Source organism: Cupriavidus sp. DF5525 (genome assembly GCF_040149425.2).
Taxonomy (GTDB): domain Bacteria; phylum Pseudomonadota; class Gammaproteobacteria; order Burkholderiales; family Burkholderiaceae; genus Cupriavidus; species Cupriavidus pickettii_A.
This window is the reverse complement of sequence record NZ_CP168267.1, coordinates 774613-787165: the sequence shown is the minus strand read 5'-3', so window position 1 is coordinate 787165 and position 12553 is coordinate 774613. Positions and strand designations below refer to the sequence as shown.

The following is a 12553-nucleotide window of genomic DNA, read 5'->3' as shown; positions in this document are numbered from 1 at the left end:
ACAGCGCCTGCGAGCAGGCTGGCATGCTCCCGGCGCTGTCAAACTGACCCGTTTCGACGCTTGCGAGACGCGAGGCAGAGGGCGCAAAATCTGGCGAGATGGCATCAATGCCTATTTCTATCTGCATCGTGCCAAGAAACGAATCGAAATCGGGCGCCAATGGGGGACTTGTCGCAGTCGTCGTCTACGACGGCCTGAGCCTCTTTGAATACGGCTGCGCCGTTGAAGTGTTCGGTTTGCCCAGACCGGAAATGGGAAGCACGTGGTATCGCTTTGCGACGTGTTCGGCCGAGTTCGGGACGTTGCGCGGGCCGGGTGGCATCCAAGTACAGGCTGACGGTGGCCTTGAACTTCTGTCGAAGGCGAAGACGATCATCATCCCGGGCTGGCGGGATATTGAAGCGGTTGTGCCACCGGAGCTCTGCCGCGCTTTGCGAAAGGCGAACAAGCGAGGGGCGAGAATCATGTCGATCTGCACGGGTGCCTTTGTATTGGCCGCCGCAGGATTGCTCGACGGTAAGCGCGCGACGACGCACTGGCGTCACGCGGCAACACTAGCGGAGCGATATCCGGAAATTCGGGTGGAGGCAGATGTCCTCTACGTCGATGCCGGCGATGTCCTGACGTCGGCCGGAAGTGCAGCAGGAATCGATCTGTGCCTGCATCTGATCCGCCGGGACTTTGGCCCTCGCGCGGCCAATCAGGTCGCACGCCGACTTGTCATGCCGCCACACCGTGAAGGCGGCCAAGCCCAGTACATTGCCGAGCCGGTCTCGAAGCGCAGCAGTGCTTCGTTGGCCCCCTTGGTGGACGCGGTGCGCGCAACATTGGACGAAGACTGGCCGATTGCCAGGATGGCAAGGCAAGCCGCAATGAGTGCCCGCACGTTCCAGCGGCACTTTGTCAGTATGATGGGTATGCCGCCTGGCGAGTGGTTGCTGATAGAGCGTTTAAGCCGAGCGAGGGTCTTGCTCGAAGAGACCGATGCATCCGTGGATGACATCGCGGTGCAAGTGGGGTTCGGCGCCGCAGCCACGTTGCGCAATCACTTCCGGATCCGGCTCGGAACAAGTCCCGGACACTACAGACGACATTTCAGTACATCTGCGCTGCATTGATTCCGGCCAATGGCGGAGCCCAGTTGCCATTGCGCTCTTTTATGGTGGCACGGGGTGTCCATCCAACCGAGCCACCTATACGCGTGAGATAGTAGGTTTCTTCGCCAGTCCAGGATGACCGGTGCCCGCTTACGCGTAATCCAATGGTAGCGCAGTGGTGTACTTGATCTGTTCCATCGCAAAGCTGGAGCTAACATCGGCAAGCTCCGCCCCTTGGATCAGCTTCTTATAAACGCGATCATAGGCCGCGATATCCGGTACTACCACGCGCAGCAGGTAATCGGTGTCGCCGGCCATCCGGTAAAACTCGGTCACCTCCGGGATCGATGTCACCAATCCATGGAACAGCTTGATCCATTTCAGGTTGTGCTGGCTGGTACGCACTGAGACAAAGACTGTGACACCGGCGTTCAACGCGTCTGCGTCCAGCAATGCAACCCGTTTGCGAATGATGCCGGCCTCTTCCAGCTTTTGGATGCGGCGCCAGCACGGCGTCGAGGTCAGGCCGACGCGGTCCCCAATTTCCGTTACGGAGACAGTGGCGTCTTCCTGCAGGATGTCAAGGATTTGTTTGTCGTAGCGGTCCATGTCCATTAGCTGGCTGTGTCCGAGGCTTGAGTAAAATCGGGGCGGAGCATCAGTAGCTTGTCTTTCAATTTCTATCTCACAGTAAGTTGAAGTTTCTGGCGGACTCTGCCCCTGTCGGGCCACGATCCACCGAGCACAGGATAGGGAGCGCGGCTTGAACGAACTAGTGGCACGAATGACAATTTACGTTCATATCTCGCCAAAGTTAGCCACATGGACTGCGGCAGCCCGGTTCGTCTCTTGGTCTCGGGTAGGGTCTAGTTCAATCCTGTGCGCGATCAGCATCCAAGGACGGCCTGACCTTGGCGGTCATGCAATCGGGTCTCTATCTGCATCACCAACAGGTTGCGGGACCAACCATGGGCGAGCGCTTGAGCGGCATACCATTCGCGAAGCGGCGTATTCTTCACCTTGTCTAGCAAGGTGCAGAGGTGAAACGGTAATTGTGCAGCAGGCTGCTGCACAAATTCGACGTCCAGCCAGTCTAGGGCGCGCTGTATTTGAGGTTGCGCGGTGAGAATACCTTCATATCGGGAAAGCTGGCTCGGAGCGGCGGGAACTGGCAGCCGGCTACTGCCGTTGCGTTTCGCCGGACTCGCAAACAAGGGGAGCTGCTGCGCGCGCGGTCAGGATGCTCGTGACGCCGGCGTTGCCAGGGTGCGGCGATAAGGTTCGATAACGTTCTGCTTGTCGTGGGTCGCTGGCTGGGCGGGCAGGCAACGCTTTAAGTGCACAATAAAGCGCATTACATTGGATCTTGGCCACCTAGTAAGCACGTGCTCTATACTGCTCGATTAGGCCTCCTTGCAGCTCTGCCATGGCTTCGTTACTTCTGCCTCCCGACTACATCGATTGGCTCGCTTCGCTCAAATCTCGAATTGGACGCGCCCAGCAACGCGCGGCTCTTGCCGTCAACCAAGCCTTGGTTGCCCTGTACTGGGATATCGGCAATGAAATCCTTGAGCGGCAGGCGAGACAGGGGTGGGGCGCTAAAGTAATCGAGCGTCTGGCGCAAGATTTACGGCAAGCATTCCCCGATATGAGCGGGCTGTCGCGCTCCAATCTGATGGCAATGCGCGCCTTTGCGGAGGCGTGGCCGGATGCGGCAATTGTCCAACAGCTTGTTGGACAATTGCCTTGGGGGCACAACCAGGTGCTGTTACAGAAGCTCAAGTCGGTCGAGCAGCGCGAGTGGTATGCACAGCAGGCGCTAACGTATGGCTGGTCCCGAGCAGTACTGCTGGCGCAGATCGAGACGCGGCTGATCGACCGCGCAGCGCAGGCGCCGAATAACTTCGCTGCTCAGTTGCCATCGCCACAGTCTGATTTGGCGCGGGCCACGCTCAAGGATCCCTACGTCTTCGATTTTTTGAGTCTGCGTGCCGAAGCGACCGAACGAGACTTGGAGGCAGCACTGGTCGATCATATAACTCGTTTCCTTCTCGAACTTGGAGCCGGCTTCGCCTATGTCGGCCGGCAGGTTCACCTCGAAGTTGGAGGCGATGACTTCTATCTTGATCTACTGTTCTATCACCTCAAGCTGCGCTGCTATATCGTCATTGAGCTGAAGACTGGCGCCTTTAAGCCTGAGTATGCTGGTCAAATCAGTTTCTATCTATCCGCGGTCGATGCGCAGATGAAAACCGAGGGCGACCATCCGACCATTGGGCTGCTACTATGCCAGGAGCACAATCGGCTGGTGGTGGAATACGCACTACGCGGTATGGGCAATCCGATCGGCGTGGCCCAGTACCAATTCGTTGCGGAACTCCCCGCTGAGTTGCAGGAAAGCCTGCCGAGCGTCGAAACATTGACACAAGAACTGGAGTTGGATGTCCGGCCGGAGGAGGGCGATCCAGAGTGAGATTGGTCGCCTTGCTTGAGATAGGTGGAAAATCGTTGCCCAACTCAAGGCGTGGCTCCGATCCCGCAGGGCTTCGGCTTTCGCCGAAGCTTGGACTGCCCCGTCATGAGTAAGCTGGATTGCTCGTTCAACATAACGACCGTACTCAGAAATTTTTCTGGTTGCCAGGAGGTTATGTTGAACGGGGCAGGGCGGACGTTTGTCGGCACCGCCGTGTTCAGCCCCGGATCCCAATGAATAGTTTCACGATCACGAAATTATTGGGTTGTGACGATGGACCCCGCGGGCAGTCGACGGTCGTCTCTAGTCGACCGTCTGAGACATCCGACCTTCAGAACACCAGCGGCTGCTTGTGCCTTTCGAAGCCGTCGTTCGAACGGTTACTCCAACCCTCAACCAAGGGCGGTTCGTGGCCGGTCTTGGGCGGATGCGCGCCGCGAAACTGCGGCCGTCTCCGACCGACCCGCTGCAGGCGGTCGATTGGAGTGAGAGCGAATCCCAGGGAGCACCTAAGCCGCTGCGCGGAGGGTCAAGGCTTATAAGCAATCGCCTCGATTTCCACCCTGGTGCCGACCATGTTCTTCCCTTGTAATGTCGACCGTGACGGCTTGCTTTCGCGGAAGAATTCTCCGTAAACGCGATTGAATTCATCAAAGTCGCGAGCGTCTTCAAGCCAGACTGTTATCTTCACTACGTCCTCGAGCGTGCAACCTGCGAGGGCGAGTACGTGAGCGACGTTCTTCAGCGTCTGGCGGGTGTGAGCTTCTATCCCGCCGACAACGATGCTGCCGTCTTCGTCTCTGGCTACCTGACCGGACACAAATACAAAGTCGCCGGCCTTCGTCGCTAGCGAGCGTGGCAAGGTTCGTGTGACGGGATTGCTCTCTGCAAAATACTCAATTGTCATTTGAGTCAGCTCCTAAAATTCCGCTCTCCACACCAAGTCAGAGCGGCGATTGGAAGGAGGGCCATCGGTCGGCGCTAACGTGTGACTTCGTCAATGATGCTTTCAATCACCCGGATTTGCGGCGCTTTCTTGGTCAGGTAACGTTTAGCCTGGGGTCGCTCGTTGTCCAGATAGCCCCACCAATCCCAACACCCGTTGAGGTTCGGCTTCACCCAACTTGAGTCGGCAATGGAAAAGGCCGGAGGCATTGCGCACACCTCTTCACTAGGGAGCGCTACCGGTTCGAGCGCAGGATAGATGACGATGACATGGTAATAGTCCGCCCAGTTGTTGTAGCCGGCAGTATTGGAAAACTCCTTTGCGTTCTGGTTGCAGCCATGAAGAGCAATGTGTATGCGACAACGACTCCCACTACTTCGACAGGATGACGGAACGTAAAGATATCCGGTATCCGCCATATCGAAGTTCTTGCGCCGCTCAGTGCTGTAGGGTAGACCCCAGATAGCGTCTCCGGCGACCTTGGCGTCGCTCTTTCCAATCTTGTCGATGATCGGCTGTTGTCCGAACTTCCACACCTCGGTTTCGGGAATGTATTTGACGCGCTTGTTCGCATCGTAGGCTGAGTCCGGAGCGTAGAGCGCCAGGAAGAGCTTGCCGGCATTGTCCTCGGCGCGGCAGCGGCGAACGTAGGACTTTTCGCTTCCGTCGAACTGGCATGAATCGATCCCATCGGGAGACACGATGCCATGACCGGCCCGGTCACTGCCGTCGACGGCGTTCCCTCGGTCTACTGCGGGTGTCTGGCCGATGAACGCAGTCAGGAAGTCGATGCTTGCCTGCCCGGATTGCTTCACCACTGTATGGTCTGCTCCGCTCTGGAAGACATAGGAACGTTTGAGTGCCTGCGGTCTCCCTGAAGCCAATCTGTCGATCGCCCCTCTACCTGCCAGCGTGCGGGCCGCGGCAACGTTAGGGACTGGGGACTGTCGGCCGCACATACAGTTATTGATCGCCACCGATATACGACCATCGGCACAACCCCAACCGGGGCCTGCAATGGAGCCCACTCCCTGGACGGAACTGGAATGCGCTACGGCGTACTGAATGGCCATGGCAGCACCAGATGAAACTCCCGAAATGGTGACATCGTTGGGATTACCGCCGCGGGCCAACCCGAGCCCGTCGTCGGCGTGAGCGGAACTCCAAGCTGTAAGGAGCGCAAAGGCAAGAATTTCGAGTCGGCGTTCCAAATTAGATCTCCCCATCGTTCGCCGAATTGGCCGAGATCTATTCGGGCCAAGGACCAGCCGCGATTGCCGCATGTCCGCGCCGGCAGGATCAGCAGCCGACAAGTAAGGCACTGATCAAACGGCCGGCCAGCGGCGATTGTGGTCGCGTGATCCGTATTGAGTTCGGCTTCGCCCGCGCGCCTGGGGCCCGACGGCCAAAGGCATCAGCCTACCGCAAGGCCCATGCCAAGTGAAAAAAAGTGCCGACAAATCAAGACATAGCACCGTTTTGAATGGAAGAAGTCCAAGATAGACAAGCTTGAATGATTCAAGGCTGGAGCGACGCCCGCACCACCTTGCCCCGTTCGCGCCCCAACGCGGCTAGCGACGCCAGCGCCGGCGAGTGACCGAAACTTACCGATTCTGTTTGCAAGGACTTGCTAACACGCCTACGACGACGGCCGCTCCCGACCCATCGCAGCCGTCCAACTGCGTGGGGCCGAGCGGCCGGTGCTGAACGACAATCAGCCATCCAGTTGTAATGCGATCCTTTGTTTTTCGATCGCCGATAGTCCGTGAGTAGCCGCCTCATCGGAGACACAGCAATAGCCTTAACGACGCGCCCAGAACGATGAGTCGAGCGTAGACCGTCGAAAACGGGTCCTGCAGTACAGGGGAGGCAAGCGATGCCAGTGCCGCGGTGTTTCGGGCAAAGGTGACGCGCGCCACTGTAGACCAACCGGGCTCTCTATGAGCCAGTTCACGGCTGCGCACTTGACATTGCGGGGAAAGGTGTGGCCAATCACCTCGCATCAATATTGAGCGTTGCGATGATGTTGCGGTTTTCGTTCCTTCGCGAAACGGAAGCCAGGGTGCTTGTGGGTGCCGTGGCCGCTGCGCTGCGTCGCGGGCGAGGACGGCCGTTATTGGGTCGGGGGGACGCTGTCTTTCGACGTCAGAAATGGGAGACGCCGTCATCGCGGAAATCGAACGCGTGCAAGCGGTCGCTTAACCCGGCAGGTTCCGAGCCCTATGCCTCGCCAACCATCTCGACTAGACATAGATCATGATGCCTTGATCCTTGTACTCGTGTACGCCCTATCGTTCCGGACGACGATGCTCCGTTCCTTTAGGCAAGCCAGAGCACACACCCGCAGTTGAACATCTGCATTCCTGCCGACGGAGGGCTAACAGCCGATGCGGCGGGGGAGGAATTCCGACATGTTTGGCGGTCGGGATTCTAGCTAGCTAAGGAATCGACGGGTGTTACAACCATCAGTAGTTTTGCTACTGACTCGCCCACGTTTTTTCCCCGGTGGGGTTTTTCGCAGTTGAAGTGCACGCAATCACCTGGCTCCAGGACGGCGACGTGACCATCAATTTCAAATTCGAGTCGTCCCTCCAACAGATACAAAACCTCCTCCCCCTTGTGAACGAGCGATTCGTTGGGTAGCGACTCGCCGGGCATATAGCTCAACTCAAAGGCGCTCATCTGTTGGTCGGGCAGGGTACCGCTTGTCAGTCGATATGTGTACCCCTTGCCTTCCAGGGGGGCGCCACGACTCCTTTCGCTTGCTCGACTGACAACAAAGTCGGGCTGCGCCTCCTCGCCGGACCCTTCGAAAAAGTCGCGAAGCGGAATTCCCAGTCTGTCCGCAATCACAATCAAATTGGAGATTGACGCGTTGGTCTCGCCGCGTTCCAAGCGCGACAGAAACCCCGCGGACAGAGCCGTCTGTTCGCTCAGGGCGTCCAGTGTGAACTCCTTAGCCTTCCTGGCGGCACGAATGCGCCTTCCAAGCTGCCGCGAGACCGCTTCCACGCGTTGCTCAACGTTCATAGGGAAGTATCAAAAAAGTGCATGTCATGCACAAAATTGTACATGTAATGCACAACAAAGGCGTACGCGCGCCGGCCGTGTATGCCGACTTGCCTCGGAAGGAATGCTAGGGAAAACCATGAGGCCCGCTCACTTCTGCCGAAAATTCGAAGAATGAAGGCGAGTCCGCCTCAGAATTGTAGCCAATGTGGCCAGAAATTTCGTCATACAGCTTTTCTTTGATCGTCCACTTTGACAACACATCCCCGCGCAATGTTGTCTCATGCGAAAAAACATTTCGTAGCAGGCAATAGTGTGTACGATGCAATAAGATTTGCACCACACGCAATTTGCACTTGCCCACGTTCAAGGAACCCATCATGTCGAGAATCCAGCAGGCCGTAAAGCTCTTAGCACGCAATCTCCTGGCAACTATGCCCGTAGCGTTGGTTTCGTTCAGTGCACATGCACAGATTTCCGATGGCGTGGTCAAGATCGGCATTCTCAATGACCAATCCGGCCCGTATTCCGACTTGGCTGGTAAGGGCTCCGTTGAAGCGGCACGGCTTGCAATCGAGGAGTTTGGGGGGAAGGTTGCTGGAAGTAAGGTTGAACTCGTCGTTGGGGACCATCAGAACAAAGCTGACGTTGGTGCGACGAAAGCACGCCAGTGGTTTGACCGCGACGGCGTAGACGCGATTGCCGACTTCTCCAACTCCAGTGTCGGCCTGGCCGTGCAGGGACTTGCCGCCGAGCGTAAGAAGATCACGCTCGTTGCTGCGGCTTCCAGCGAATTCACCGGCAAGGCATGTTCCCCATACTCGACTCAGTGGGTCTACAACTCGTACAGCAATGGACACGGCCTCGCGAAGCTGCTCACCAAGCGAGGATATGACAGTTGGTACCTGATGACCGTCGACTACGCTTTCGGCCATGCGTTTGCGGCAGACATCCGCAAAACAGTTACGGACGCTGGAGGCAAGGTTCTGGGGGAGGTGAAATTCCCTCTCAATTCGCCCGACCTGAGTTCCTACCTTATTCAAGCGCAGAACTCGGGGGCCAAGGTGGTGGTCTCTGCGAGCGCAGGCAGCGACATGGCCTCCACTGTGAAGCAAGCCGCTGAATTCGGCATCACGCGCAAACAGTCCTTGGCTGCGCCCGCCGTCTTCATCACTGATGTGAACAGTATGGGGCTGAAGAGTGCACAGGGTCTTCAGTTTCTGACGGCCTTTTACTGGGATCGCAATGACGCGACCCGTGCGTGGTCGCGCAAATTCTTCGAGCGCCGCAAGTCGATGCCGACCATGACGCAGGCAGGCGTCTACTCCGCAGTGCGTCATTACCTCAAGGCTATCGAAGCAGCGAAATCGGACGACGCAGCAGCGGTCGCCGCGAAGATGCGCGAAATTCCCATTAAGGACATGTACACCGACAACGGCTGGATCCGTCAAGACGGCCAGGTGATGCACGACATGTACCTCGTTGAAGTCAAGAAGCCCACCGAATCTAACGCCCCGTGGGATTACTACAAGGTCATCGAAACGGTGCCCGCCAAGGAGGCATTCCAGCCTCTCTCGGATAGCGCATGTCCTCTCGTGCGCAAGTAATCGAGACACCAGAACTTCTTTCCACCTATCCGATCCAGGAGAACAGTTGTGCACTACGATATCCAGTTGAAGCTTGAAGAAGTCCACGCGCTTGCAAAACGTCTGCTTCTGGCGCAAGGCTTCAATGAACGCCATGCGACGGCTATCGCCAATACCGTGACCGCGGCGGAACGCGATGAATGCCGTCATCATGGACTGTTCCGCATCCCGTTCTACGTCAATGCATTTCGCGCAGGCCAAGCGTCGGGCGATGCCGAACCGACGGTATCCCGGCTGGCGCCGGCGGTGATCAAAGTCGACGCGCACTATGGCTTCTCCCCGCTTGCACTGGAAGTTGCCGACGCGCCCCTCGCAGAGCTGGCCAAAGAGACCGGCATTGCTGCCGTGGCAATCAACAACGCGTTGAGTGTGTCCGCACTCTGGCCGGAGGTAGAGCGACTCGCAGACAAGGGACTCGTGGGGTTCGCCTTTGTTGCCGCCAGTCCGTACGTCGCGCCTGCAGGCGGCACCAAGCCGCTCTATGGCACAAATCCAATGGCCTTCTCTTGGCCGCGCGCAAATCACCCGCCGGTGGTTTTCGACCAGGCTTCGAGCGCGAGCGCTCGCGGCGAGATTCAGGTGCGGCTGCGTGACGGTCGGCAGTTGGAGGAAGGCTGGGCGGTTGGTCCGGACGGACAACCGACGACCGATCCCGCAACTGCGCTCGCCGGCGCCCAGTTGCCATTCGGGGGCGTCAAGGGTGCAGCGATCGCCATGATGGTCGAGCTGCTAGCAGGTCCGCTTGTTGGTGACCTGCTCAGCTTTGAAGCCGGGGAGAAGGACGTGGCAAACACCGGCGCGCCTTGTGGCGGCGAACTTATCATTGCCATCGACCCGGTTCGCTGCCTTCAAAACGGCGACCGTGCCGCTCAGCTCGCGCATAGTGAACGCCTGTTTACCAAGATCCTTGAGCAAAAGGGTACACGCTTGCCTTCCGACCGCCGATATGAGGCGCGCAAGCGCACCGCCGTTGAGGGTGTGACTGTGCCGACCGCGCTGTATGAGCAACTCCTGGAGTACAGCACAGGCCAATACTCGGGCAAGCGGAATGCCTATGAAGGTGATGACCTGATCAAAGGCCCGCACAAGGCCGAAGCCTGAGGTAATCGCCGTGTCAGATTATCAGGTAACCGAAAATACCCGCATCCACCGGCGTCCGGAGCGCGGGCAATATGATCGAGAACTCGTGCACGCGATCATTGATGAAGCGTTGGTGTGCCACGTCGCCTTCGTAGCGGACGGTGCACCACGAATCATTCCAACCACGATTCTTCGTGTGGATGAGAACGTCTACCTGCACGGTAGTCCTCAGAATCGCATGTTGACAACGCTCGCCCAAGGTGTGCCCGCATGCATCTCCATTACCCATGTCGACGGCATCGTCGCTGGACGGTCCGGTTTCGGATGCAGCGTCGATTACAGATCGGTGGTGATCTTCGGCAAGGGAGTCGTCGTTGACGATCCGGCGGAGAAGGCCAAGTTGCTCTACGCCGTCATCGACGATGTTCTGCCTGGGCACCGCGTGCGTCAGCACAAGGATAGCGAGATAGGCGCAACCTTGGTCCTGAAGTTTCCTCTCGAGGAGGTTTCCGCCAAAGTCCGCGATATCGGGGTGAAGGATGTCGAGTCCGACTACGAACTTGACGCTTGGGCAGGCGTGATTCCCCTAAGTATCGTGCCAGGGGATGTTCAAGACGATGCGCGGTTAAAGCCCGGCATCACAACCCCCGACTACGCCCGAAACTATCTCGGCCCGTCCCGTAAGCAGCGATAAGCAGGTAGCAGGGTCGCGAACGCGGCTCTGCCGTCATGGCCGCCAGAAGCTGGAGGGCCAGAAAACATATCAGGTACGTCAATGTCGTCGAATGTTTTGGAGGTTGAGGGGCTGACAAAGCGCTTCAATGGCTTTTGCGCGGTTGATGGCGTGAATCTATGCGTCCGGAAGGGAAGCATTCATGCCTTGATCGGGCCGAACGGCGCAGGCAAGTCGACTTGTTTCAACTTGCTCACGAAGTTCCTCGAGCCATCGGCAGGCACCATTCTCTTTGATGGTGTGGATATTACAAGGGACAAGCCGGCTCAGATTGCCCGACGAGGAATCATCCGATCGTTTCAGATCTCTGCGGTTTTTCCGCACATGAGCGTGCTCGAGAACGTGCGCATTGCACTACAGCGAAAGCTTGGCACGTCCTATCACTTTTGGCGAAGCGAGAAGACGCTGAAGGTACTAGATCGTCGAGCGATTGAACTACTCGAAGAAGTGGGGCTCGCGGAGTTCGCTGAAACCGCGACAGTAAATCTATCTTATGGTCGAAAGCGAGCTCTAGAAATTGCCACGACATTGGCGATGAAGCCCGAGCTGATGCTGCTGGACGAACCCACGCAGGGCATGGGCCACGAGGATGTGGACCGCGTGACGCAATTGATCAAGAAGGTGGCTGCCGGCCGCACGATCCTCATGGTCGAGCACAACATGAACGTGGTGTCGTCGATCGCCGACAAAATCACGGTGCTGCAGCGCGGCGCCATCCTGGCCGAAGGCCCGTACTCCGAAGTGTCGAAGGACCCGCGCGTGATGGAAGCCTACATGGGCACCGCCGACGCCGAGCTGCAGGGAGCGCACTGAGATGAGCGCAAACGCATCCACCGCATCCAACGTCCCTGCACTCGAAATCAAGGACCTGCACGCCTGGTACGGGGAATCGCACATCCTCCATGGCGTGGACCTGACCGTGAACCGTGGTGAAGTGGTCACGCTGCTGGGCCGCAATGGCGCCGGGCGCACTACCACCATGCGCGCGATCATGGGCCTGACCGGCACGCGGAAGGGATCGATCAGGATCAACGGCAACGAGACCATCGGCCTGCCGACGCACAAGATCGCGCACTACGGCATCGGCTACTGCCCCGAAGAGCGGGCGATCTTCTCCAGCCTGTCGTGCGAGGAAAACTTGCTGCTCCCGCCGGTGCTGAAGGGCGCCAAGGGTGGCGACACGCCGGGCATGAGCGAGGCCGAGATCTACGACATGTTCCCGAACCTGCGGGAACGCAAGCAAAGCCAGGGTACGCGGCTGTCGGGCGGCGAACAGCAGATGCTGGCCGTTGGCCGAATCCTGCGCACCGGCGCGAACCTGCTGCTACTCGATGAGATATCCGAGGGCCTGGCACCGGTGATCGTACAGGCGCTGGCGCGCATGATCCTGATGCTGAAGAAGAAGGGCTACACCGTGGTGATGGTGGAGCAGAACTTCCGCTTTGCCGCGCCGCTGGCCGACCGCTTCTACGTGATGGAGCACGGCGCCATCGTCGAGCGCTTTGCCGCCGCCGAGCTGCAGGCCAAGATGCCGGTGCTGAACGAACTGCTTGGCGTATGAGCCGGCAC

At 58.3% G+C, this 12553-nt stretch carries 13 protein-coding genes; 8 read left to right on the top strand and 5 right to left on the bottom strand.

Going from position 1 to position 12553, the window contains the following annotated elements:
* Positions 1–107: 107 nt before the first annotated feature.
* The gene (gene ftrA / locus ABNX08_RS38125; RefSeq protein ID WP_022540292.1) at positions 108–1118 is read left to right on the top strand and encodes a transcriptional regulator FtrA; all 1011 of its coding nucleotides are present in this window, start codon (positions 108–110) and stop codon (positions 1116–1118) included.
* A gap of 129 nt (positions 1119–1247) precedes the next feature.
* Here the strand turns inward: ftrA and ABNX08_RS38120 are convergent, their stop codons facing one another.
* Positions 1248–1706 carry an Lrp/AsnC family transcriptional regulator gene (locus ABNX08_RS38120; RefSeq protein WP_041682405.1) on the bottom strand — a complete coding sequence of 153 codons (459 nt, stop codon included), beginning with the start codon at positions 1704–1706 and terminating at the stop codon, positions 1248–1250.
* A gap of 278 nt (positions 1707–1984) precedes the next feature.
* On the bottom strand, positions 1985–2311 hold the full coding sequence (locus ABNX08_RS38115) for a DUF1016 N-terminal domain-containing protein (protein WP_374063807.1): 327 nt from the start codon (positions 2309–2311) through the stop codon (positions 1985–1987).
* 212 nt (positions 2312–2523) lie between these two features.
* Between ABNX08_RS38115 and ABNX08_RS38110 the strand changes: the two genes are divergently transcribed.
* Entirely contained in the window at positions 2524–3570 is a 1047-nt protein-coding gene (locus tag ABNX08_RS38110; RefSeq protein WP_349607646.1) for a PDDEXK nuclease domain-containing protein, read from the top strand.
* 529 nt (positions 3571–4099) lie between these two features.
* Here ABNX08_RS38110 and ABNX08_RS38105 read toward each other — a convergent pair.
* Together ABNX08_RS38105 and ABNX08_RS38100 are read right to left on the bottom strand one after the other, a co-directional pair.
* The gene (locus ABNX08_RS38105; protein WP_022540266.1) at positions 4100–4477 is read right to left on the bottom strand and encodes a RidA family protein; all 378 of its coding nucleotides are present in this window, start codon (positions 4475–4477) and stop codon (positions 4100–4102) included.
* Positions 4478–4551: 74 nt separating this feature from the next.
* Complete coding sequence (locus ABNX08_RS38100) at positions 4552–5727, bottom strand: PHB depolymerase family esterase (protein WP_349607649.1); 1176 nt, start codon at positions 5725–5727, stop codon at positions 4552–4554.
* Positions 5728–6500: 773 nt separating this feature from the next.
* Here ABNX08_RS38100 and ABNX08_RS38095 point away from each other — a divergent pair.
* Entirely contained in the window at positions 6501–6776 is a 276-nt protein-coding gene (locus ABNX08_RS38095) for a hypothetical protein (RefSeq protein ID WP_349607651.1), read from the top strand.
* Positions 6777–6946: 170 nt separating this feature from the next.
* Here the strand turns inward: ABNX08_RS38095 and ABNX08_RS38090 are convergent, their stop codons facing one another.
* Complete coding sequence (locus tag ABNX08_RS38090) at positions 6947–7546, bottom strand: helix-turn-helix domain-containing protein (RefSeq protein WP_022540264.1); 600 nt, start codon at positions 7544–7546, stop codon at positions 6947–6949.
* 413 nt (positions 7547–7959) lie between these two features.
* Between ABNX08_RS38090 and ABNX08_RS38085 the strand changes: the two genes are divergently transcribed.
* The 5 genes from ABNX08_RS38085 to ABNX08_RS38065 all read left to right on the top strand — a co-directional run bounded on the left by ABNX08_RS38085 (position 7960) and on the right by ABNX08_RS38065 (position 12545).
* A complete protein-coding gene (locus tag ABNX08_RS38085) occupies positions 7960–9132 on the top strand; it encodes an ABC transporter substrate-binding protein (RefSeq protein ID WP_374063821.1) in 1173 nt (390 codons plus the stop codon).
* A 48-nt stretch (positions 9133–9180) separates the two neighbouring features.
* On the top strand, positions 9181–10272 hold the full coding sequence (locus tag ABNX08_RS38080) for an Ldh family oxidoreductase (protein WP_022540262.1): 1092 nt from the start codon (positions 9181–9183) through the stop codon (positions 10270–10272).
* Between the two features lie 10 nt (positions 10273–10282).
* Complete coding sequence (locus ABNX08_RS38075; protein ID WP_022540261.1) at positions 10283–10945, top strand: pyridoxamine 5'-phosphate oxidase family protein; 663 nt, start codon at positions 10283–10285, stop codon at positions 10943–10945.
* Positions 10946–11026: 81 nt separating this feature from the next.
* Complete coding sequence (locus ABNX08_RS38070) at positions 11027–11797, top strand: ABC transporter ATP-binding protein (RefSeq protein WP_022540260.1); 771 nt, start codon at positions 11027–11029, stop codon at positions 11795–11797.
* A gap of 1 nt (position 11798) precedes the next feature.
* Positions 11799–12545: an ABC transporter ATP-binding protein gene (locus ABNX08_RS38065; protein WP_022540259.1), complete on the top strand. Its 747-nt coding sequence runs from the start codon at positions 11799–11801 to the stop codon at positions 12543–12545.
* Positions 12546–12553: the final 8 nt, after the last annotated feature.